16 protein-coding genes and 1 pseudogene are annotated in these 22,906 nt (G+C 72.6%); 4 read left to right on the top strand and 13 right to left on the bottom strand.

What is annotated here, in order from left to right; all coding sequences use genetic code 11:
• Window positions 1-68: 68 nt before the first annotated feature.
• From ACZ4MF_RS14535 to ACZ4MF_RS14590, 12 genes are all read right to left on the bottom strand, one after another.
• Entirely contained in the window at window positions 69-1,892 is a 1,824-nt protein-coding gene (locus ACZ4MF_RS14535) for a VgrG-related protein (protein ID WP_467492343.1), read from the bottom strand.
• Complete coding sequence (locus ACZ4MF_RS14540; RefSeq protein WP_467492572.1) at window positions 1,889-2,611, bottom strand: CIS tube protein; 723 nt, start codon at window positions 2,609-2,611, stop codon at window positions 1,889-1,891. The genes ACZ4MF_RS14535 and ACZ4MF_RS14540 overlap by 4 nt, the downstream gene beginning before the upstream one ends.
• A complete protein-coding gene (locus ACZ4MF_RS14545; protein ID WP_358656505.1) occupies window positions 2,608-3,033 on the bottom strand; it encodes a phage tail protein in 426 nt (141 codons plus the stop codon). The genes ACZ4MF_RS14540 and ACZ4MF_RS14545 overlap by 4 nt, the downstream gene beginning before the upstream one ends.
• 24 nt (window positions 3,034-3,057) lie before the next feature.
• Window positions 3,058-5,910, bottom strand: a complete 2,853-nt coding sequence (locus ACZ4MF_RS14550; protein WP_467492344.1) for a hypothetical protein — start codon at window positions 5,908-5,910, stop codon at window positions 3,058-3,060.
• A 118-nt stretch (window positions 5,911-6,028) separates the two neighbouring features.
• A complete protein-coding gene (locus tag ACZ4MF_RS14555) occupies window positions 6,029-6,187 on the bottom strand; it encodes a DUF6760 family protein (RefSeq protein ID WP_356024072.1) in 159 nt (52 codons plus the stop codon).
• Entirely contained in the window at window positions 6,184-6,684 is a 501-nt protein-coding gene (locus tag ACZ4MF_RS14560; protein ID WP_467492345.1) for a hypothetical protein, read from the bottom strand. Before ACZ4MF_RS14560 ends, ACZ4MF_RS14555 begins: the two co-directional genes overlap by 4 nt.
• Complete coding sequence (locus ACZ4MF_RS14565) at window positions 6,681-7,121, bottom strand: phage tail protein (protein ID WP_071376035.1); 441 nt, start codon at window positions 7,119-7,121, stop codon at window positions 6,681-6,683. Before ACZ4MF_RS14565 ends, ACZ4MF_RS14560 begins: the two co-directional genes overlap by 4 nt.
• A 35-nt stretch (window positions 7,122-7,156) precedes the next feature.
• Entirely contained in the window at window positions 7,157-8,716 is a 1,560-nt protein-coding gene (locus tag ACZ4MF_RS14570; protein ID WP_467492346.1) for a phage tail sheath family protein, read from the bottom strand.
• Window positions 8,717-8,926: 210 nt separating this feature from the next.
• Window positions 8,927-11,008, bottom strand: a complete 2,082-nt coding sequence (locus ACZ4MF_RS14575; RefSeq protein ID WP_467492347.1) for an ATP-binding protein — start codon at window positions 11,006-11,008, stop codon at window positions 8,927-8,929.
• Window positions 11,005-11,712, bottom strand: a complete 708-nt coding sequence (locus tag ACZ4MF_RS14580; RefSeq protein ID WP_467492348.1) for a Pvc16 family protein — start codon at window positions 11,710-11,712, stop codon at window positions 11,005-11,007. Before ACZ4MF_RS14580 ends, ACZ4MF_RS14575 begins: the two co-directional genes overlap by 4 nt.
• A complete protein-coding gene (locus ACZ4MF_RS14585; RefSeq protein WP_467492349.1) occupies window positions 11,709-14,870 on the bottom strand; it encodes a TolB family protein in 3,162 nt (1,053 codons plus the stop codon). The genes ACZ4MF_RS14580 and ACZ4MF_RS14585 overlap by 4 nt, the downstream gene beginning before the upstream one ends.
• Before the next feature lie 251 nt (window positions 14,871-15,121).
• On the bottom strand, window positions 15,122-15,814 hold the full coding sequence (locus tag ACZ4MF_RS14590) for a helix-turn-helix transcriptional regulator (protein ID WP_467492350.1): 693 nt from the start codon (window positions 15,812-15,814) through the stop codon (window positions 15,122-15,124).
• 269 nt (window positions 15,815-16,083) lie between these two features.
• Here ACZ4MF_RS14590 and ACZ4MF_RS14595 point away from each other — a divergent pair, with 269 nt between their 5' ends.
• The gene (locus ACZ4MF_RS14595) at window positions 16,084-17,418 is read left to right on the top strand and encodes a COG1470 family protein (RefSeq protein ID WP_467492351.1); all 1,335 of its coding nucleotides are present in this window, start codon (window positions 16,084-16,086) and stop codon (window positions 17,416-17,418) included.
• 145 nt (window positions 17,419-17,563) lie between these two features.
• On the opposite strand, the pseudogene ACZ4MF_RS14600 reads toward ACZ4MF_RS14595, so the two are convergent.
• Window positions 17,564-18,166, bottom strand: a pseudogene (locus ACZ4MF_RS14600) (TetR/AcrR family transcriptional regulator); the annotation flags it as partial.
• A 1,122-nt stretch (window positions 18,167-19,288) separates the two neighbouring features.
• Here ACZ4MF_RS14600 and ACZ4MF_RS14605 point away from each other — a divergent pair.
• The 3 genes from ACZ4MF_RS14605 to ACZ4MF_RS14615 all read left to right on the top strand — a co-directional run bounded on the left by ACZ4MF_RS14605 (window position 19,289) and on the right by ACZ4MF_RS14615 (window position 22,763).
• Window positions 19,289-19,651, top strand: a complete 363-nt coding sequence (locus ACZ4MF_RS14605; RefSeq protein WP_467492352.1) for a 5-carboxymethyl-2-hydroxymuconate Delta-isomerase — start codon at window positions 19,289-19,291, stop codon at window positions 19,649-19,651.
• Between the two features lie 108 nt (window positions 19,652-19,759).
• On the top strand, window positions 19,760-20,416 hold the full coding sequence (locus tag ACZ4MF_RS14610) for a maleylpyruvate isomerase N-terminal domain-containing protein (RefSeq protein ID WP_467492353.1): 657 nt from the start codon (window positions 19,760-19,762) through the stop codon (window positions 20,414-20,416).
• Between the two features lie 166 nt (window positions 20,417-20,582).
• Window positions 20,583-22,763, top strand: a complete 2,181-nt coding sequence (locus tag ACZ4MF_RS14615; RefSeq protein WP_467492354.1) for an MMPL family transporter — start codon at window positions 20,583-20,585, stop codon at window positions 22,761-22,763.
• Window positions 22,764-22,906 lie beyond the last annotated feature (143 nt).

Below are 22,906 nucleotides of genomic sequence, written 5' to 3' on the forward strand. Positions count from 1 at the left end.
CTCGGAATCCAGGGTGTTCATGGCCTCAACGGCCTTGGGAAAAGGGTGAACCGTGTCGATGGTGATCGTCAGTTGATGCGCACGAGATCCGCCTTCAGTACGCCGAGCAGGCCGCCGTCGAGCGTGAGTTCCGTCTGCCCGGAGACCGTCACCGAACGGCCCCCGACCTTGACCGAGTTGGTGCCTTCGATCTCCACGCTGCCGCCCTTCACACTGACCTTGCCGGTCTTCGCGTCGAGCGTGATGCCCCGGCCGTCCAGCACCACCGAGGACAGCGCCCGCCGGCCGCCGGCCGCGTACACGGTCAGCTCCAGCCGGTTGTTGCGGTCGTCCAGCAGCACCTCCAGCCGCTCGTCCGCGGTGCGCAGCCGCACCCCGGACGGTCCCGTCGCAGGATCCAGCAGTTCGAGCCGATGCCCCGAACGCGACACCACCGAGCGGCGGTTGACCTTCCCGCTGGTCCGGTCGATCAGCGGCACGTCGTGTTTCGAGGGCCGGTCCACACCGTTGTACAGGCCGCCGATGACGTACGGGCTGTCCAGCAGGCCCTGTTCGAAACCGACCAGCACCTCGTCGTTGACCTCGGGGCTCACCACACCCCCGCCGCCCTTGCCGCCCCACTGCACCGTACGCACCCAGTCGGTGACGTACGTGTCGTCCAGCCAGGGGAACCTGAGCCGGACACCGCCGCTCTGCGCACCGCCCGGCTCACGCACGTCCGTCACCACGCCGATCGCCAGCCCCGGCATGCGCGGGCCGCGCCCGGGCGCGTTCGCGCCGGTCACCAGGCCCGCCAGGGACCGGTCCGGACTGGCGCTCACCCACACCGTCGTCCGGTAGCCGCCGTGCGGGTCCAGACTGTGCTGCACCGCCGTGGCCGTGTACCGGCCGGAGAACGCGGGCCCCACGTTGCCGAGCGCGACCGGCACGCCCGCCCGCAACCGCGGACTTCCCTCGACCAGCGCCTCCACCTCGCCGAAGCCGGCACCGACCTGAGCGGCCAGCGCACCCGCGACGGCCGTCGTCTCGGCCTGCGTGCGGTACGGCGTGTCCGTCACCGTCAGCTTCGCCGACTTCCCGAACCGGGCGCCCAACGCCGGTGCCAGACCAGGCAGTACGGTGTCGCTGGTCACCGACTGCTGCCGGGCCACCAGCGCCGTCTTGGTGGTGACGTCCCAGCCGCGCACCTCGACCTGCGACGCCCCGTCCGCACCCGACAGCGCGGCCCGCAGCGCCAGCAGGTTGCGCCCGTACTCCAGCACCATCGGGCTCTGCGTGGCCGGTGTCGACGGCGCGGGCGCCGCGGAGGCCTTCTCGGGCTCGGTGAACTGCAGCACGCCCTTGTCGTCCACCCGCACCTGCGCACCGCTCTCGCCCGCCAGGTACTGGAGGAAGTCCCAGTCGGAGACGTTGGCTTGTGACAACTGCTTGTACGTGACCGGCGCGGCTTCGACCTTCCCGACGGGGAGCCCCGCCCCGGCGGCCACCTTGCGGACGATCGCGGCGGCCGTCATGTTCCGGTACGCCACCACCTTCCGGCCCCGCTGGAGCCGGTGCGCGACGGAATAGGCGCGCACCACCGTGAACGACCCGGTCGAGTCCCGGTCGATCTCCACGGCCGTGACCTCGCCGTTGAACAGCCGCTCACGGGCCTGCCCGGAGACCGTCACGACCGACACCCGCAGCGGCGTACCGAGGGTGATGCCGGTCGACTTCAGGAACTCGTGGTCGGGATCGCGGTACGTGAGCACCGCGGTGTCCGGCAGGCCCACGTTCTCGTCCACGACACAGCTCACCAGCTGCGCCGCCCAGATCCGCGGCAGCTCACCGGGCGCCTCCACGACGGGGTCCGCCGCGAACGACCGGCCGCCGCGTGCCTCGGGTGTGCTCACCGTTCCTCCTCACCGCCCACGTCCCCGAGCGCCGGCACCACCAGTTCGGCACCGGGCGCGAGAGCCATCGGGTCGTCGATCCCGTTCGCCTCCGCGATGACCCGCCAGGCCGTCGCGTCGCCGTACTCCCGCCACGCCAGCAGCGGCAGACTGTCCCCGGCCACCACGGTGTGCGTGCTGCGGGCCGTACGCGCGCCGGAGGTCGGGTTCTGCCCCGGCGGGTCGACGCTCGCCTCCTCGATCGACAGCGAGCAGGTCGCGCGCAGCGGCTTGCCGTCCACGTCGAACAGCGAGTACGTCACCGACAGGCTCGACAGCACCCCGTCGAACGACGTCGTACGGGCCGAACCCCACTCGAAGCGCACCCACGGACTGGCGGGCTTCTTCCGGGCGAGGCTCGCCGGGGTCGGCACGCACCCCTTCATCAGCTTCTCGACCGCCTGCTCGACCGAGTCGTCGTGCTTCGAGGTGGCGTCGAGGAAGACCTCCAGGCTCAGCTCGCGCGGGCCGCTGCCCACGAACTCCGGCAGCGCCGACTCCCCGGCCATCCGCGACGGGGTACGGCGCCACTCGGTGGACTTGCGCAGCTGAAGGCTGTTGGGGTTGAACTGGAGGTTCAGCCGCGCGATCGTCCCGCCGGGCTTGGCGCCCACCGCCGCCGGGGGTTCCTTCAGGGTCAGCTGGGCCCTCGCCACACTGGCGCGAACGGCGGCCATCAGGAAGGCCTCAGTCCCTCGTGGGCGATCTCCAGCGTCTCCACCGCCGCCTGCGAGGTGGCGGGATCGAACGACGGCCCCTGCCAGCGCACCGGCACGATGCCGAGCACCTGCCAGCTGATGATCTTGCTCAGATCCGGCCGCAGCGCCACGATCTCCCCGTCCTTCGGCTCCACTCGCCGCAGTGTCTCGTCCAGCCAGCGCGCGATCTTCGCCGTGTCGGCGGTGACCGGCCGGGTGAGCGTGATGTTCGACCAGGTCACCCGGCCGGGCAACTGCCAGGTGAAGCCGTTGTTGCCGCCCTCGGCGTACGTCTCCATCTCCACCTCCGCCCCCATGCCGGAGCAGGTGTGGAAGGCCCCCAGGTCGTTGCCGCCGATCGCGAGCCGGAAGAACACGCTCGTCGCGAAGATGTTGTCGGTCATCCGTAGGTCATCCGTTCCCTGTCCTCAGCGCCGTCCGTCATACGGCCGGCCCGCACGTTCCCGCCCCCGCCGCAGATCGGCCCGCAACAGCCGCGCCATCGGCTCCAGCAGCCGCCGCGCCAGCTCGTCCAGGTCGATCCCGGGGTCCCGCGCGGCCTCGGCCGACCGGACCGGGTGCGAGCCCGTGGCCCTCCCGGTCGCCGTCCCCGCGGACGGCGACCGCTGCACCGTCCCCGCGGGCACGGCGGCCACCGGCACACCGGGAGGTACGAGACCGGCGCCGGTGGGGGTGCCGGTGGGGGCGTTGGCCACGGCCCGCTGGACGACGGGAATCGGCGGGGCGGGCCGCGGATCCGGGCCCGCCGGGCGGTCCCGCACCGGGGCCGCCTGCGGATCGGTCACGGGCAGCGGCTGTGGCCGCAGTGGTGTGGCGCGCTGGACGGGTGGATTCGGCCGTACGACGGGGACGGCGCGGCGAGGCTGCGCCGAACCGAACTCGCGGGAAGGCGAGTTGTACGACGCGGTCGACCCCGGGATGCCCCCGACGCTGCGCTGCAGCTGCGTTGCCGGTGCCGGTGCCGGTGCCGGTGCCTGCGCCCGTGCCGGTGCTTGTGCCGGTGTCTGCGTCCCGGTCGGTTCGCGTCGCCAGGACGCGGTCACGACCGGACGCTCGGCGGCGCGGGCGACGGCGGGCGGCGCGATGCCGTCCGGGACCCGGGTGTTGACCGTGAGCGGGCGAGTGGCGAGCAGGGAAAGGCTGCGCTGGGCCGTCCCGTGCGAGGCCGTGAAGGTGTGTGCCGCGAGGGGGGCAGAGGAGGTGACGGCCCGGGCGATGACGACCGGCGGGGTTCCACCGGGGCGCGTCCGGGGCGGTGCTCCGGTGCTGCTCGCGGACACCGTCCGGGTCTCCGATGCGGGCGTGGGCCGCGCCGGGCCGGTGCCGGGTTCGGGTGTGGCGGAGGGCGTGGGCCGAGGGCCGCCCGGAGTGACGAGGGGGGTGGCGGTGGTCGGAGCGGGGTTCGCAGATGACGGTGGATCTCCCTTGTCCGCAAGGGAGTTGGTGTCGATGCTCGCGGTGTCTGTCGTGCCCAGCAGGGGGGCGGTGCCCGTGTGGGGGCCGGATACGGACCGGTCCGCGTGTGCGGGGGTGCGCTGGACGTGCGGAGTGACCGGGCCGACCGAGGTGTGCGGCCGACGACCGGGACCGGCGGAACCCGGCACGTCCGCCGTCGCCGGCATCGACGGCAGCGGCGCCCCCAGGCCGCCACGGGCCCGGACACCGGACGCGCCGGTGGCAGACGGGCGTGCGTCGGACGGGCGGGGCGGGGCGGGAGCGGCAGCCGGGCTGGACTCCCGTCCCTCGGCCCTGGGCGCCGCCGGACCGCTTACGTGCGAACCCGGCGCGGGAACAGGAGTGTCCACCTGACGCTGCACGATCGGCAGCGCCGGTCCGTCTGCCGGTCGAGCGGTGCCTGTGGCGTCGTCCGTCAGTGGCCGTGCGGTGGAAGGGAGTTCGGTCAGGGGTGCGCCCAGCGGCGGCCTGGTGTCGGGGCGGGCGGGGGCGGCGGCGCGCTGCACGGTGGGCGTGTCCGGTGCCAATGGCCCTGCAGTTGGGGGAAGTTCAGGCATGGATTCGCCCAGCGGCGGCCTGGTGTCGGGGCGGGCGGGGGCGGCGGCGCGCTGCAGGGTGGGCGTGGGCTCGGGAGCGGGGGCGTCCAGCTGGCGTTGGACGATCGGCAGTGCCGGACCGTCCGCCGGGTGTGCGTCCTCCGCCGGTCGGGTCGCGCCCGTGGCGTCGGGTGCCAATGGCCGTGCGGCGGAGGGGAGTTCGGTCAGCGGTTCGCCCAGCGGCCGCCTGGTGCCGGGTCGGGCGGCGGCGCGCTGCACGGTGGGTGTCGGTCCTGCGGGTGTGGTCCGGGGACCCTCACCCGTGAGGGGGACCGGCGCCGCGTCCGCATGGGTGGCAGTGGGGGAAGGGGGCACCTCTGTCGCTCGGACGGTGGGCCGTAGCGCCGTGATCCGTCGTACCGGCGTGGCCACGCGCCGGGCGACGGTCAGCGAGGGGCCCGGAGTCGTAGGGCGCACGGGACTGTTCGCCGCCCGCTCCCGCGATGTGGGGCGTCCGGCCTCCGGTGCCGTACGGCGGACGGCAGGAGCCCCGGGCGCGGCGGAGACACGCGAGGCGTCCGGCACCACGGCGATGCGCCGTACCACCGGAATCTCCGGTCCCGGTGCCGGGCGGCCGGGATCGTCGGGCCGCACCACACGGGCACCCGGGCCCGCGCCCGTCTTCGAGTCGGCGCCCGGCCCCCCGGTCCGCTGAACCCGCGTCCTCGGCGCGGTCGTCGGGACGAGAGGGGCCGAGGCCACCGGGCGTTGGACGGAAGCGGTATCGGCCGCGGGCGTCTGCCGGGTCCGGTCCGGCCCGGTTCCGTGTGACGGCACCGAGGTCCGCGAACGGTCAGCGGTGTCGTTCCCCTTGCCGCTGCCCTTGGCGTCCCTGCGGTTCTCCTCGGCGGCCGGCGCCGTACCCTCGTGCGCGGCGCCGGATTCGCCGCCCTCGCCCTCCCCGGCGTCCGTCCGCAGCGCGCGCAGCAGCAGCGGTCCGCCGTCGGCGTACGTCCCGCCGGTGGCGGGCGGGCCCGTCACCCCGCGGACCAGGCCGACCGGCGCGGACGGCAGGACGGCGTGTCCGAGACCGGTGTCGAAGGACGGGTCCTGCCACGAGGCGAGGCCCGCGCGGAAGGTGAGGCCGTCACTGACGCCGAGCGGGGCGCGGGCCACGGTCGGCGCCGGCGGCGAGGTGCGGCGCCAGCCGCCGTCCCAGTCGCCGGGCAGGGACGTGCCCTGCGCACCCGGCACGGAGGTACCCGGCACGGACGCACCCGGTACCGATGGATCCGCCGCACCGGACGCGGACGTGCGCGCGGCGGAGCCCGGCGCGGCAGTCCGCGCCGCGGCCCGGCGGCGCAGTCTGTCCCGCCATGCCATGTGTTCAACCGCCTTCGTTCACACGGGTGTTGATACGGGCGATCTCGGTCACCCACTGCTGCCGCTCGGCGTGGGTGAGGTCGAGGATCTCCTCGCGCTGCCAGTGGAAGTGGTAGGCGATGTACGCGATCTCCTCCCGCAGCCGGGGGAGTGCGTACGTCACGATTCCCCCAGGCGCCCACCCGAGAGGTCGACCTCGAAGGCGCCCTCGCAGTGCGGGCAGGTCACCGCCGCGCGGGTGTGTCCCTCGCTGTTGACGCGGCGGTAGAAGTCCTGGAGGAACGCGACGTCGGTGGCGTACATCCGCTCCACGATCCCCGCGTGCACGTCGGTGATCGTGCCGAGCCGGGTGATCACCTGGCTCAGCAGCACCACGCTCAGATAGGCCGGGTTCTCCTTGACCCGCAGGTCGATCTGCGGGCGCAGTTCGTCGCGGGCGGTGGCCAGGCGCATCGAGCCGTGCCGGTGGAGTGTGCCCGCCTCGTCCACGTACCCGCGCGGCAGCTCGAACTCGAACTCCGTGCGCAGCCCGTGGTCCTGGGCCGGTGCGGGGCGGGCGGCCGGGGCCTGGGGCTCCTCGGCCGCCGCTGCCTCGGCGGCGGGCGCCGTCGCCTCCAGGAACTCCTCCAGGTTGCCCGCCGTGACGGTACGGCGCCTCATTCGACGACGATCTCCTCGAACACGATCGTGACGCTCTCGGTGGCCGCGGCGGACTCACCGGCCTTGAGGGAGGGCCCCTCCCACTTGGAGGCCCAGCCGTTCATCAGCTGGATGCGCCGTACCGTCTCGCCCTTGGTGTCCTTGATCTCGATGGTCAGGTTCTGCCGGGCGGTGTCGACGGCACCGTTGTTGAGGGTCTCCTTGATCCACTTGGTGAACTCGCTGCTCTTGTCGAGTCCCCGGGTGATCGTGATCTCACCGGCCTGGCGCGCGCCGGGCTGCTTGCGGATGATCTGCTTGCCCGTCGAGGTCACCTGCCTGACCTCGACGACCTCTTCCTCGACGGAGAACCCGCTGATCTCCTGGATCGACTCGACCATGTAGCCGCCGAGCTGCACGCCGAAGACGTGGGTGGAAAGAGCATCGCCCTCTGCCATGACTGTCTGTCACCTTTCCTTGGCCGACCCGCGGGTCACTCGTCGATGAGGCTGGTGCTGTCGGAGAACTGGGCCAGCCGGAACACCACGAACTCGGCGGGCTTGACCGGGGAGACACCGATCTCGCAGACGACGCGACCCTGGTCGATCGAGGTCTGCGGGTTGTTGTCGCGGTCGCACTTGACGTAGAACGCCTCCTCGGCGGTGCGGCCGAAGAGCGCGCCCCGACGCCATTCCTCGGTGAGGAACGCGGTGACGTTGCGCCGGATGCTCGACCACAGCCGGTCGTCGTTCGGCTCGAAGACCACCCACTGGGTGCCCAACAGGATCGACTCTTCGAGGTAGTTGAACAGGCGGCGCACGTTCAGGTAGCGCCAGGCCGGGTCGGAGGACAGGGTGCGGGCGCCCCAGATCCGGATGCCACGGCCGGGGAAGGCACGGACGCAGTTCACGCCGATCGGGTTGAGCAGGTCCTGCTCGCCCTTGCTGAGCCGGATGTCCAGGTCCACTGCGCCGCGGATCACCTCGTTGGCGGGCGCCTTGTGCACCCCGCGCTCGGCGTCGCTGCGCGCCCACACACCGGCGATGTGACCGCTCGGCGGGACCGTGGTGTTGCGCCCGGCCGCCGGGTCGAAGACGCGCACCCACGGGTAGTAGAGGGTGGCGTACCGGGAGTCGTAGCCCGCCTCCTCGTTGCGCCAGTGGCGCACCTGCTGGGCGTTCAGGCCGGGCGGGCTGTCCAGGACCGCGACCCGGTCGCCCATCTGCTCGCAGTGCGAGATGACCGCGAGCTGGACGGTGCGCACGCCCTCGGCGTCGATGTCGCCCCGCTGGTAGGCGCCCATCAGGTCGGGGACGGCGACCATGGTGATCTCGTCGATGGACTCCAGCCCGGCGAACCCGGTGCGGGCGGCCGCGTCACCGACGTACTCGGCCGGGTCGAGCCGGTTCGCCGCGCCGGAGCCGGGCGCCGCGGGGGCGGCCGGCGCGTCGGGCACGGCCACCGTCTGGCCGGCGGGCCGGGTCTGGCCGGCGTCGCGCTGCTCGGTGACCTCGATCAGCTTCGAGGCGCGCAGCTGGGTGACGACATAGCCCTTGACGTTCTTGCGGGTGGAGACGTCGTACGTCTCGACGACCTGGTCGCCCTGGCGCACCAGCAGCTTGAAGCGGTCCTCGGGCGGGTTCTCGCCGTCCGCGTCGGCGATCTCCACCGAGACCCCGGAGGCGCCGGGCCTGGCGGCGATATGGAATCCGCCGAGCGCGACCGGCTCGGCCGCCCGGACCTGCCGGGAGGCCTGGCCACCGCCGGCTCCGGCGGAGGCGCCGTCGGCGGGGCCGCCGATGCGCACCACGTAGGCCGCGCCGCCGCCGTTCGAGAAGTAGCCGTAGACGGCGTGCGCGAGGTAGGTGCCCTCGGTGAAGCCGCCGAACAGCTGGGTGTACTGGTCCCAGTTGGTGACCAGGGTCGGTTCGTGGAAGGGCCCGTTCTGGGCGAACCCGACGAACGCGGCGACGGCGGTGCCGACCCCTTCGATCGGGCGGGCACCGGACTGCACCTCCTCCACGTACACGCCCGGGGTGAGGTACGTCGGCATGCTCGCTCCTTCACGTTCCTATCGGGTCACACCTGCGTCGATGCCCTGGGGGCTGTCGTTTGGATCATCCCGGCGTCGGGGGTCGGGTCGGCCGGTCCGCACTGCTCGTGACGGCCGGCCTGATCCAAACGACACCCCCCAGTCTCCGAGGCGGAGGAGGCCCGGCGACAGGGGCGTTGGTACCTTGCCGGGGGCAACTGCGCTGCCTTTTCAGGCTTCGAGGGCGGCCGCCAGGTACGGCCCGAACTCGCTCTCCAGCACCAGCCGGCCGAGCTTGCGGTACTCCTGCACCACGGCCGACACCAACTGCCGCATGGCGAGCGGCTGTCCGGACTCCGCGGCGAGATACGCGGCGGTCACCGCACACGCGCGGATGGAGCCGCCGGCGAGTTCGAACCGGGCCGCGCAGAAGCCGAGATCCAGGTCGTCGGCGCGGGGCAGCCGGTCGCCCAGGCACCGCTCCCACAGGGCGAGACGCTGGTCGGCGTCCGGTACGGGGAACTCCGCCACCACGTCCAGCCGGCGGGTGAACGCCTCGTCCAGATTGGCCCGGAGGTTCGTGGTCAGCACCGCGATCCCGTCGAAGGACTCCATGCGCTGGAGCAGATACGCCGACTCGATGTTGGCGTGCCGGTCGTGCGCGTCCTTGACCTCCGAGCGTTTGCCGAAGATCGCGTCGGCCTCGTCGAAGAGCAGCACCGCGTTGACGGCGGACGCCTCGGTGAAGATCCGCTCCAGGTTCTTCTCGGTCTCGCCCACGTACTTGTCGACGACCGTGGAAAGGTCGACCACGTACAGGTCCATGCCGAGATCGGCGGCGATCACCTCGGCGGACATGGTCTTGCCGGTGCCCGACTCGCCCGCGAACAGCGCGATCACACCGCGCCCCCGGCCGCCCCCGGGCCGCATCCGCCACTGCCCGAGCACCTGCTCGCGATGCCGGGCGCGTACGGCCAGTTCGCGCAGTCTGCGCAGGGTCGGCGGGGGCAGCACCAGGTCGTCCCAGCCGACACCGGGCTGGACCCTGCGGGCCAGCCGGGCGAGCCCCGCGCCGTTCTGCGCCCGTACGGCCGTCCGCAGATCGTCGGGGGAGACCGGGCGGTCCGCGAGGCCCGCGGCGCGCACGGCGGCGTGCGCTGCGCGCCGCAGTTGTCCGCCGTCGAGGCGGTGTGCGGCGACGGCCCGGGCGAGCGTGTCGGCGTCGCCGTCCACGGACACGTCGGCGCCGGCCAGGGCGAGGGCGTGCCGCCAGCGCGCGGCCTGCCGTGCGGGGGAGGGCGCGGTCACCGGCAGGACGACCGGGGTGTCCGCCGCCCAGGCCGGGTCCCAGCCGTCCGCGCCGTGGGCGAACACGGGAACGCCGCGCAGCGCCGCGCACAACTCGGCGGCGCTGCGGGCCCGTTCGGTGGGTGCCGGGGGCAGTTCCTCCAGCGGGCCGAGGACGACACCCGAGTCGGTGAGCCGGGCCTCCAGCGCCGCGATCCGGGCGAGCGCGGGCAGTTCGGCGGAGCGCCGGGCGAGGGCCGCCGCGTCGAGCACCAGGGTGCCCAGCCCGGCGGCGCCCAGGGCCGCGGCGGCAAGGCCCGGCGCGTCACCGCCCCGGGCGTGCAGATGCACGAGACCGGACCCGGACCGCGCCGCACGGGCCGCCCGCTGGACCTCCTGCGCCGGTGCCGTCGGATCCTCCGCGACCGTACCGAGGACACCGGCGAGCCGGCCGTCGGGGGCCGTGTCGCCCAGCAGGAACGCGGTGACCCGGTCAGGGACAGCCAACACCCGTGACAGAGGCGGACGTTCGGGCTCGGTGATCTCCAGCAGTCCGCCCGCGACCAGGGGCGAGGACGCGGAGAGCCGGAACCGGGCGGGCGACGCCGGCGCGAGCCCGCACAGCTCCAGGGCCAGCCCGACCGTGGGCCGGCGGCGGGTCAGGTCGTCGTTGAGATAGCCGTAGAGCCGCTCGAAACGGGCGTCCAGATCGGGGGCCAGCGCGATCAGCAGCAGATCGGTGTCGAGCGGCGACAGGGCGAAGCGCGCGGCGAGCGTGCCGAGCACGGAGTCGGGCGGCGGGGGCTGCGGGTCGTACACCGGTACGTCGAGCCCGCCCGGCTCGTCCAGGATCCGCCGCACGGCCTCCGGGGTGAGGTACTGCCCCCGGTAGGGGTCGTCGGGGTCGGGATCGACGGCCCGGCGGGCCGCCACCGCGTACCGGATCCGCTCCTCGACCAGCCGCAGCCGGGCCCACAGGGGGTCCGCGCCGAGGCCCGTGACCGTCTCCTCCTCCACGTACGTCACGGCTGGCGTCCTCCCCGGCGGCGGCGCGCGGGAGCCGGACGCCGCTCGCGCGGGCCGGCGAAGCCCTCGTCCGGCCCCGGTTCGCTCACCCCGTCGTAGCGCAGCCGACGGCCCGGCTGCGGATCCTCGTCCTCCTCTGGGCGCGCGGAACGCACCAGGAGCCCCTCGGTGACCGGCGGCGCGGCGGCCCTGTTCACCCCGGCGAGGGGTGCGCGCACGCGGACGCCGAGGGACGCCTTCAGCTCGCCGCCGAGCGCCGACCACACATCGGAGGCGGCGGGCGCGTCCAGCCCGGCGCCGCCGGCGTCCAGGGAGACCGTCAGGCCCAGTTCGGCGAGGGAGCCCGTGAGATGCCGCTGCGGCAGCGCGTCGACGGACACCAGCGTCGCCAACACCTGTGACAGCAGCCGGTGTTCGTCCTGCGGGCGGCTCGCCCATGCGGTGACCAGGTACGTCAGCTCGAACCAGCGCGGCGGGGTGCGCCGCGCGACCACGAACCCGTCCGCGTCGTACACCTCCCCGGCGCCGCTGCCGCGCCGGGTCGCGTCCTCCCGGATGTCGTACAGGAACACGCAGACGGTGGGCGCGGTGCGGCGGGCCGCCCAGTCGCGGGTCGGCGCGTCGAAGACGGTCTCGACCCCGGACGCCTCCAGCCCGGACTCGCCGAGCAGCCCGCGCAGCGCCTCGTCGACCTCGTGGATCACCGGCGGGTCACCTCGTCGGGCGGCTGCACGCTGCCGTTCACCACCAGGAAGTCGGTCTTCACCGGGGAGAATCCGGGTCCGCTCGCGGTGATGACGCGCGGACCCGTCTGGTCCTTGGTGAGGATCAGCAGCTGGCCGATGAAGGTGCCGTCCGGCTTCGGCACGGTCGGCGCGGCGGCCGCGGTGATCCCGGGCTTCCAGGTGAACCGCACCGGCACGCCCGGCGGGAAGTCCTTGCCGCGCACCGAGGTGACGAAGCCGGGCTTGCCGATCGGCGGCACGGCGACGATCTTCGGCTGGAGGATCCGGATCGTGGTCCGCGTCCTGTTGTCGTCAGGGTCGGCGTCCGTACCGGTGGTGGTCAGGACGCCGGTGGCGCGGCCCGTCGTGGCGTGGTCGGGGGAGAGGACCACCCGTACGACCGTGCTGTCGCCCGGTGCCAGGTCCGGCAGCGCGCACACCCAGCCGCTGTCGCAGCCCGCGGGCGGCCCGCTGCCGGGGATGCCGCCGGGCAGCCCGATGTGCAGCCGCAGTCCGGTGGCGAGCGCGTTACGGCCGTTGCGCACGGTGTACGTCACCACGACCCGGCCGCCGACGTAGCCCGGGTCGGGCTGGGCGGTGACCCGGACGCCGGGTCCGGCCTTCGGCGCGGGCGGCGTCGGGGGCGGTGTGGGCGCCGGAGGAGTCGGGGTGGGGCTCGGCGGGGCCGCCGGGTGCACCGGCACGAGCGTCCGCGCGGTGTTGTCGCCGGGCTGGGGGTCGATGACGCTGCCCGTGACGGACCAGTCGACGGGCTGGTCGCCGACGGCCCGCCCGGTGACCGTCACGGTCACGGGCACCGTCGTGCCGGGCGGCACCACCCCGATGTCGCACTGCAGGGAGACGGCGTCGCAGGTGCCGCCGGGGAAGCGGATCCGGGTGACGGTGAGGCCTGCCGGCGGGGCGATGGTCAGCCGGGTGCCGGGAGAGGCGGCCGGACCGTTGTCGACGACGCCGACGCGGATGTCCGTGGTGTGGTCGACGGTGACCGCGGGCACCGTGCCCGGCGCGCGCACGGCCAGGTCCACCGACTGCTGGACGCCGGGCTCCTTCTGACGGCCCGGCAGTTCCAGGGTGAGCGGGCTCTGGTGACCGGTCGTGACGTTCAACAGGTGCAGCTTTTCAGGGCAGTTGACCTGGGTGTCCGTACGCGAGCTGTAGACGATGCCGTTGCCGTCCGCCGTCCAGGCCGCGTCGCGCGGCTGGTGCGGGCCGGTCGTGGTGGTGTCGGGCAGCTCCTGGTGGCAGCCGTCCGCGGTGGAGCGGGCCGCCTCGGGCAGCAGCACCCGGCAGCTGTCGCCGGACACCGAGGTGAGCAGCAGGCCGTTGTTCTCGTTGACTCGGCCGCCACCGTCCTTCCGGTTGAAGGCGATCTGCCGTCCGTCCGGGGAGAACGCGGGACTGTCGTCGATGACGGTGCAGTTGCCGGGGCAGGTCCGCGCGCTCAGATCCCGCTGCTGGTTCAGGTCGTTGACCGGCACGGTCCAGATGTGCTTGTTGCCGCCGCCCCCGTCGATGGTCATGTTCCGGGTGAAGGCGAGCCGGGTGCCGTCGGAGGACCAGGTGGGCTGGGCGTCGCCGCCCGTCTGCTGCCCGGCCGGCGGCACGATCTCGTGCACGATCGCGCCCGTCGTCGCGTCGGCGACGAGGACCCGGCTCGGACCCGCGGCGGAGCCGACCCCGCCCGGCGAGGTCCGGGTGAACGCGAGGTACTTGCCGTCCGGCGACAACGTCGGGTCGGTGTCCCAGTCCCGCGGCCCGCGCCCGGCCAGTGGCATCGGAGCGGCGTTGGAGCCGTCGGCGTCCACCGTCCAGATCCGCTCGATCCGGCTGTCCGCGGTGCCCTCGAACACGGTCACCACGATCCGGCGCCCGTCCGGTGTGTAGTTCTGCCGTTCGGTCCACGGGTCGTACCCGGCCGCCGGGTTGAAGAGGGGGTCCTTGGTCGGGTCGGTGTTGGAGTCGGCGGCCGGGTCCTCGTTCAGGATGGTCAGCCCGAGGTCGCGCGGGTCGGCGCCGTCGGTCCGGACGTCCTGAAGGGTCACCACGTGCGGACCGTGCACGCCGTTCGCCGTGTTGGTTCCCTTCGCCGTGGTGCGGTCCACCACGACGTAACCGCCGTTCTGCGGACCGAACCAGGTCGGCCTGCCGACCGCGCGGTCCTCCTGGAGCACCAGGTTCGGGGCCGTCGTGCGGTTCTGCACCTGGTACACGTGGTCCCAGTCGCCCTCGCAGCCACAGGTGCGGTCCGGGCTGAGGAACAGCACGCCCTCCCCGTCGGGCATCCAGGCTGCCCCGTGGGTCCGCCAGTTGACGGGTGTGCCGGTGAGCATCTGCTGGTCCCCGCCCGCGCCGCCGGTGAGGTGCAACCGGGGACCGGTGGAGGAGTCGGAGGTGTAGGTGTACGCGATGAGGTCGCGGTGCGCCGCGTCGTCGACCGGGTTCCACACGGGTTCCGTCGCCGTGCCGACCACGCTGGTGACCCGGGTCTCCGCGCCTCCGGCCAGCGGGCGCTCATAGATCTGGAACCCGAGTACCGAGTTGCTGTTGCCGGAGTACGCGATCCGCTGCCCGTCCGGCGACACGGTCGGGTCTTCCTCGTCGTACGGCGTGTCCGTCAGCCGGGTCAGTCCGGTGCCATCGGTGTGCACCAGCCACAGGTCGCGCTGCTTCTTGCCGTTCGCGCCGCCGGGCTCCGCCGAGTCGAAGACCACGGACGCGCCGTCCGGCGTCAGCCGGGGGTGCGCCGCGTCCCGGCCGCTGGTCAGCTTGCGCACCGAACCGTCGGCGGCGCGCAGATAGATCTGCGGGTTCTTCTCGTCACGGCGACTCGCGAACACCACGGTGTCCCCGAGTGCCGACGGCTCGACGTCGTCATGCTGCAGAACCGTCCCGAACAGCGGGTCGCTCTGCTTGGGGTTGATCACCTTGCCGAGACTGCGGTGCCCGGTGCCGGCGTAGACGATCCGGGTGGCGGCGGCGGTGGCAGCCTGCGGCCGGGCCTCGGCGCTGTCGGGCCCGGAGGCCGCCGTCACCGCGAGCAGCGGGACCAACAGGAGCAACGACGCGCCGAATCTCCCCAGCCGACGCTGCTCGCCGGGGCCAGCGGTGCCGTTCACGGTTCCACCTCGCAGTCTTGGAACACCAGGGTGTGCCCGGCCACTGTGCCCCCGCGCGTGTGTCGTGCGGCAGGGCGGCGGGGCCGTGCCCGGGGGAAGCGGGGGCTGCGCTTTCGGGCAGCCGCCGGGTGCCGGGCGCGTTGCGGGCGGGGGGATTCCCGCACCGCGCCCGGTTGCCCGACCGGCCCGTCAGATCAGCCCGCCGCGGACGAAGAGCGGTCCGGAGCCTGCCTCGGTACGCAACCGACGCTTCATATCAGCCCGTTGCGCAGCGCATAGCCCACCGCGTGGGCCCGGTTGCGCAGTTGCAGCCGGGTGGTGATCTCGTGCAGGACGTTCTTGACGGTCCGCTCGGAATACGCCGTCTTCTGCGCGATCTCCGACGTGTCGAACCCCTCCGCCACCAGGCGCAGCATGTCCGCTTCCCGCGCGGTCAGCGTGGACAGGGCAAGGCCGCGCGGATCGAGCGCCGAGCGCTGGAGGCCGCCCACATGAGTCAGCAACTTGCCGAGCAGGTCACCGGGGAGCACCCCCTCGCCGTTGGCCATCGCGAGCACCAGGTGCAGCAGCCGGTCCTGGTCGGCCTCGGCCCGCCGCAGCACCGCCGCGACACCGCACTCGATGACACGCTGCAGCGCCGCGGTCTCGAACGTTCCGACCACGAGCCCGGTGCGGGTGCCGGCATTGCGCTGCAGCCGTTGCAGCAGGGCGATGACATCGTCGTCCACGGAGTCGACGATCACGAGCGACGTCCGTGCCCCGTCCGCCTCGGCCTCGTCGACCAGCTCCACCTCGGGACGCTGGCGCAACTGGTGGACGACACCGATACGCAGCACCAGATCCTGTGCGTACACCGCCACGGTGACCCGGCGCGTCCGATCCTCGGGAGCTGTTCGCTGTGCCGCGGAGGGAGGATGGATGGTGAGCGTCGTGCGGGCTGGCATCAGGAGGTTCTCCTTCACGGAGCCGGACATAGTGAGCACCTGTTTCAACGGGACGAGAAGACATGACGAGAAGAACGGAGAGGGGCGCACCGGGCCAAGGAGGCGCGCGGAACGGGCGGCACCGGAGGGCGGCGCACGCGCCGCGCGCGATGGGTTCAACTGACCTGTCATCCCGTGGAGTTGGCCTTGACCGCTGGGGGCACGCCGACTGCCCGGGAATTGCCCTCGCATCTCTCGCGATGCTCCGGATCCGGTTCTACGGTCGTGGCGTGACGCCATCTGCTGCCTCTTCCGGCCCCGGAGCGCCCGGTCTCGACATCCCTGCCGTGACCGTGACACCGGGCGGTACCGCCTCCACCAGCCTGACCGTGCGCAACGACAGCGACATCGTCGAGGCGTACACCCTGGAGGTCGTGGGCGACTGCGCGGCCTGGACCACCGTGGAACCCGCGCGGGTCTCGCTCTACCCCGGCACCTCGGAGACGGTGACCATCCGGCTGGCCCCGCCGCGCTCCCCCGACGTGCGTGCGGGCGATGTTCCGCTGGCCGTACGGGTGTTGCCGGCCGAGCACCCCGAATCGGTCACGGTCCCCGAGACCACGGTGCACATCGAGGCGTTCCACGAGCTGCGCACCGAGGTGCTCCCGCGCCGCCGGCGCGGCTGGCTCCGCGGCCGCTACCGGCTCGCGGTGCGCAACGAGGGCAACACCCCGGCCCGGGTCTCCTTCGCGCCGCAGCAGCCGGGAGAGGAGCTGAAGTTCGGGTTCACACCCCCCGAACTGACCCTGGAACCCGGTGAATCGGCGGAGACCCGGCTGCGGTCGCGCATCGGCAAACCGGTCTGGTTCGGCAAACCGGTGGTCTGGCCATTCACCGTGCACGCGACGGACGCCGAGGCGGCGGCCGAGGCCGAGCGGCCCGGAGCCGTCGTACGGCCGCCGCTGGAGGCGGAGTTCGTCCAGATCCCGATCTTCCCGAAGTGGTTGCTGGCGGTGCTCGCGGCGCTGATCGCGCTCATCCTGGCCTGGTTCGCGCTGGTCCGCCCGGCGGTGCGCAGCGCCGCCAAGCAGGCGGCCGACGAGGTGGTCCAGCCCCGGCCGACCCCCGGCAGCAGCCAGAACGGGCAGTCCCCGGGCACCGGCGCGGACAAGGGCACCGGCAAGCAGCAGGGCGGCGGTCAGGGCGACGGCGGTTCCGGTGGCACCGGTGGCACCGGTGGTACGGGCGGCACGGAGTCCGGGAGCGGGCAGCAGAGTTCGACCACGATCGATGTGCAGACGGCGGGCGGCGGGAACAAGACCGGTACCTATGTGGTCCCCAAGGGCAAGATCTTCGGCATCACGGACATCGTGGTCGCCAACTTCCAGGGCGACGAGGGTCTTTTGACGATCACCTTCGGCGACCGGAAGATCACCACGATCGCGCTGGAGACCTTCCGCAACCAGGACTACCACTGGGTCACCCCTATCAAGATCCCCGCGGACGCCACCGTCACCATGAACGTGAACTGCGCGAAGCCGGGCACGCCGGCGACCGGACAGCAGGCGGCGCAGTGTCATGAGGTCCTGAACGTGAGTGGTGTGCTCAGTGATGTCACACGGTGAAGTGGTTCCTGCGCATATCGTTCGCCTCGTGCGGCGAGAGGGGAAGAGGTGACTCCCACTCCGACCGAAAACCGACACGGGCGTTCATGTGATCAGCATGTTTCCCGTATCGCCGCGCGTCCCGGAATCAGGGCGTCCGCGCTGATCAGGCCGGTCGGGACGGAGTAATCGAGGCCGTAGGAGGATTGGCCGGTTTACGCGCTGTGCTCCGGGGACCGCAGGACCGCGAACGCGTCCTGGAGCAGCGTGCCGAAGTCGTCCACCTCGGCTGAACCGGCCTCAGCGGCGCCGCGCGAACCATCCGCCGCCTCACCCTGTGCACCGGTTGCGGCCGCGCCCCCCCCGAGTGGATGAGCAGCGCACTGCGCACCGCGGCGGACCGGGCCAGGACCGAGGGGCGCAACGCGCGTCGGCGGGGCGGCTCTTCGGGGTCGAGGCCGGCGAAGTGCTCGGCGAGGGCGGCGGTGATGCCGTCCTCGGAATCGGTCAGGACACGGGTGCGCCGGGTCCCCCGGCCGGTCAGCGCGCGGGGCGGTGCGCCGACGGCGAGGACGGCGAGACCGCCGTCGAGTCCGGACGCGGCCGCGAGCAGGCTGTTGAGAACGGCCGTCAGGGGCGGCTCGTCGGCGGGCCGCCGCAGGATCTCGCGCCGTACGGGAGGGACGAGGTCCTCCTTCGAGGGGAAGTAGCGCACGAAGGTGCGCCCGGTGACACCGGCGGCCGCCGCGATGTCCTTGACCGTCGTGTCCTGGTAGCCGCGCTAGGCGAACATCCGTGTCGCCGTCTGGGGCAGGGTGCTGCGTGTGGCGGCCTTCTTCCGGTCCCGCCGTCCCGGCTCGGTCTCCCGTGTCACCTGCTCGTTCACCCGCTCGTCCTGCCACGGGGCGGTGATCGCGCGGAGATGGCATGGGCATGAGATGGGTCGCCGCCCGTGCCCACCGGGGACCGGGGCGCCCTGGGCGCGCGCCGTCGGCCGGGGCCGCCGCCAACACCGGTGGGCGGCCCCGCCCGAGGCGCTGTCCCTCGGTGGCGGCCGAGGGGGGTACGGCCGTCGCCGCCGTCCCCGGGGCGAACCGGATCGGCAGGCGTCGGCCGATGAGCAGCACGGCGCCGCCGAGGGCGAAGCCGTAGCAGGTGACCAGGCCGTGCCCGTTCTCCTGGGCAAGCCACATCGCGAGCCCGGCCGCGGGCGCGCACACGGCCGGCGCCCGCTGCCTCGGGGTGGACGCGGTCAGCGCCAGCCCGGCCGCAAGCGTCGCGGCGAGGAAGTACGTCGCGCCCGAACTCCCGGCGAAACCACGGGGATCGGTGCTGCGGGCCGGCTCGCCGAACAGCGCGCCGACGTGCTCGGGGAGCAGGATGCCGACGGCGAGCAGTACCAGTATCAGGGGCGCACCCCAGAACCACTGGGCGAGCGCGGCGATCACGGCGAGCGTGACGATGTTCCAGACGGCGCCGAACACCCCGCCGTTCTGCATGAACACCGAGGTCACCCCCCGCCACCAGCCGGACTCGCGCGGATCGCCGTCCAGCGCGTCCATCGCGCCGGACCAGCACAGCTGGAGGACCACCGCGCCGACGGCCACGGCCGTGACCGCGACGGCCGCGTACGGTACCGGCCGACGGCGGATCGTGTCCTCGCCGATCAGCAGCACCCCGGCCCTGAGCATCAGCACCAGCAGTAATGCCGTCGTCACATGGAAAAGAATCGCGCTCACGCAGTTCGTCCCCCGGTGCAAGCCCCTGGTCGCGGGCCGGCGATCACCTTGGCCGAGCGCGCCCCTGCACGGGGGGTGCGGTGCGGTCCCCGCATCGCATGATGGAAAATAGTTGCCTAGCGAAACCACCGGGATCATGTGAAAGGTCCTCCATGCCACACCTCACCGTCGACTACTCCTCCCATCTGGCCGGATCCTTCGACCCGGCGGCCCTGGTGAAGGAGTTGCACCCGCTCGTGGTCGAGGAGTCAGGCACGACGGGGGTGTGCAAGACGATGCTGCGCCCGCTGGTGACGTTCGTGGGGGACCGGCCGAGCGAGGAGGCGGTCTTCGTGCACGTGGAGATCGGGCTCATGCCGGGCCGCCCCGAGACGCAGAAGGCGCGGCTGTCCGAGGCGGTGCTGGCACTGCTGGGCAAGCATCTGCGGGTCGAGGGTGTGCCGCCGGAGGCGGTCCTCTCGGTGGAGGTGCGGGACCTCGCCGCCTCCTACCGGCTGTCGCCGTCCGCCCGCTGAGCCCACGGCCCGGTCCCGCCGCGCCGCCTGACCCGCCCGAACGACCTGCCCCGGCGATCCGCTCGAATTCGCTTGAGTGCCCTTCCGCCCCCGCACTACGTTGCCCCGGTGGATCTCTTCTCGCATTCCTGGGCGGCGCTGCGCTCAGCGGTCGCCGCACTCCCGGACGAGGACTTCGAACGGCCCTCGGGCTGTGCCGGCTGGCTGGTGCGGGACCTGGTGTGCCACCTGGTCATCGACGCCCAGGACGTGCTGATCACCCTGGTCACGCCCGCCACGGGCGAACCGACCGTCGACGCGGTCGGCTACTGGAAGCTGGTCGAGCCCCCGACCGGTGAGGACCCGCTCGACGCGCTGATCCCCCGGCTGGCCGCCGCCTACGGCGAACCCCGGTTGCTCACGTTCCATCTGGACGACGTCGGCTCCGCCGCGGGCCGGGCCGCCGAACTCGCCGATCCGGCCGCGCGCGTGAGCACCCGGGGCGAGGTGCTGACCGCGGGCGACTACCTGTCCGCGTACGTCGTCGAGTGGACCCTGCACCACCTCGACCTGATAGCGCACCTGCCGTCCGCACCCCAGCCGCCCGCCGAGACCCTCGCGGCGGCGCGCACCGCACTGGAGAAGATCGCGGGAACCACGTTCCCCGCCTCGTTCCCCGACGCGGACGCCCTGCTGGTCGGCACCGGGCGGCGTGGGCCGACCGCCGCCGAGCGGGACGAGCTCGGTGAAGAACTCGCCGCGGAACTCCCCTTCGTTCTCGGCTGAGCAACACTCTCGTCAATTGATGAGATGACTGTCATATCGGGTCACTACCATGTGGCCTCAAGACAACCAATCGACCGGTACGCGCAGTGCGTTCCGGTCGGGGTCGCCGATGCCAGGGACCGCTCCCCGGGCTGCGGTGATCTTCCTGCCCAGGAGGACCTTCCGCATGTTCCGACGTATTGGCAACACAGTCGTCCGACATCCCGTGTGGACGATCGTGGCATGGCTCATCGCCGCGGTGGCGATCATCGCCACCGCCCCCGGTCTGCCCTCGAACAGTGACGAGAGCAGCTTCCTGCCCAAGAGTTACGAGTCCATCAAGGCCGCGGTCACCCAGGAGAAGGCGTTCCCCAGCGCCTTCACACCGTCCGCGATCGCGCTCTACCAGCGCACCGACGGCGGCAAGCTGACCGCCGCCGACCAGAAGGACATCGCCCGGATCACCACCGAACTGGGCGCCAAGCACATCGACCAGGTGCAGAAGGTCGTCCCCGGCCCGCCGTCCAAGGACGGCAAGTACTCCATGACCCTGGTCCAGATGGACAGCAAGAACGCCGGCCAGCCCAAACAGGCCGACGCCGCCAAGGTGTTGCGCGACGACGTCAAGCAACTGACCAAGGGCACACATCTCGACGTCAAGCTCGGCGGCTCCGCCGCACAGGCTCTCGACCAGCAGGACTCGTCAAAGCGAGGCCAGGCGCTGATCGGCTTCGGCACCTTCGCGATCATCCTGGTGACCCTGCTGATCATCTTCCGGGCGCCGATCCTGGCCGTACTGCCGCTGGTGCTCATCGGTCTGGTCGCGGGCATCGCCAACGGGCTGATCGCGTACGCCACCAAGCTGTTCGACCTCCAGGCCAACAGCTCGATCTCGTCGATCCTGATCGTCGTGCTCTTCGGTGTGGGTACGGACTACTTCCTGTTCCTGATGTTCCGCTACCGCGAACGCCTGCGCGCCGGTGACGAGCCCAAACTGGCCATGGTCAACGCCGTGGGCCGGGTCGGCGAGGCCATCGCCTCGGCCGCCGGCGCGGTCATCATCGCCTTCCTGGCGCTGGTGCTGTCCACGCTGGGCTTCCTCAAGCAGATGGGCCCGGCCCTCGCCATCGCGGTCGGCGTCACCCTCGTCGCCGGCCTGACCCTGATCCCGGCCGTGGTCTCGCTCATCGGACCGAAGGTCTTCTGGCCGTCGAAGTCCTGGCAGCGGGAGCCGGAGAACGCCCGGTTCGCCGCCCTCGGCCGCGGAGTCCAGCGCCGCCCGGCGCTGACGGCCGTGATCTCCGGTCTCGTCCTGGTCGCCCTGTCGCTCGGCACGCTCGGCTTCAAGGCCACCTTCGACCTGGCGTCCGGCTCCATGCCGAAGACCAAGGAGTCCATGGTCGTCCAGGACCAGATGCAGAAGGCGTACTCGGCGGGTGCCGCCGCGCCCACCGACGTCTATCTGTCCAGCACCGACGGCAAACCGCTGGACAAGGCCGGCTTCGCCGCGTACGCGCAGAAGCTCGCGGCCGTGGACGGGGTCGCGAACGCCCGGACGACCCAGGTGAGCAAGGACGGCACCACCGCGGACTTCACCGTCACGCTCAAGTACGAGGCGTCGACGGACAAGGCGATAGACGCGGTGGGCAGGGTGCGCGACACCGCCCACTCCGACGCGCCCGAGGGCACCAAGGCGGTCGTCGGCGGCCTGTCCTCGATCTACAAGGACATCGACACCGCGGTCAACCACGACTACAAGACGGTCTTCCCGGTGGCCGCGCTCCTCATCATGGTCATCCTGGGCCTGCTGCTGCGCAGCGTGGTCGCCCCCTTGTACCTGATGGCCTCGGTGGGCCTCGGCTTCGGCGCCACCCTCGGCGCCACCGTGTGGATCTTCCAGAACGGGGAGGGGCACTCGGGGCTGATGTTCATGCTCCCGGTGATCATGTATCTGTTCGTGGTCGCCATCGGTACCGACTACAACATCCTCATGATCGCCCGGCTGCGCGAGGAGGCCCGCGAGGGCCGCGAGCCGCGCGAGGCGGCCGGCATGGCGCTGAGGCACGCCGGACCGACCGTGGCCGCGGCCGGGTTCATCCTGGCGGCGACCTTCGCCACGATGATGCTGGCAGGCAACTCGCTGCTCACGGAGATGGGTTTCGCGGTCTCCTTCGGCATCATCGTCGCCGCGTTCGTCATGGCGATGTTCTTCACGCCGAGCCTCACCGCCCTGATCGGCCACGCGGCCTGGTGGCCGGGCCACGGCGACCAGGCCGAGGAGCCGACGGCCATGGCGGGCACCGCCGGCTACGGTTCCGTCCCGGCTCCCGGCACCGACCGGGACTCCGTCGGCGGACACCTCAACTAGCGGCAGCGTGACCACAGGGGAGTCCAGGCGGGGCCCCCCCCCCCCCCCCGGGGCCCCCGGCCCGGCCGGGGCCCCCCCCCCCCCCCCGGGGGGCGGGGGGGGGGGGGGGCCGGGGGGGGGGGGGGGCGGCCGGCGGGGGCGCC

The sequence above is a fragment of the Streptomyces sp. NPDC025793 genome (assembly GCF_055558375.1).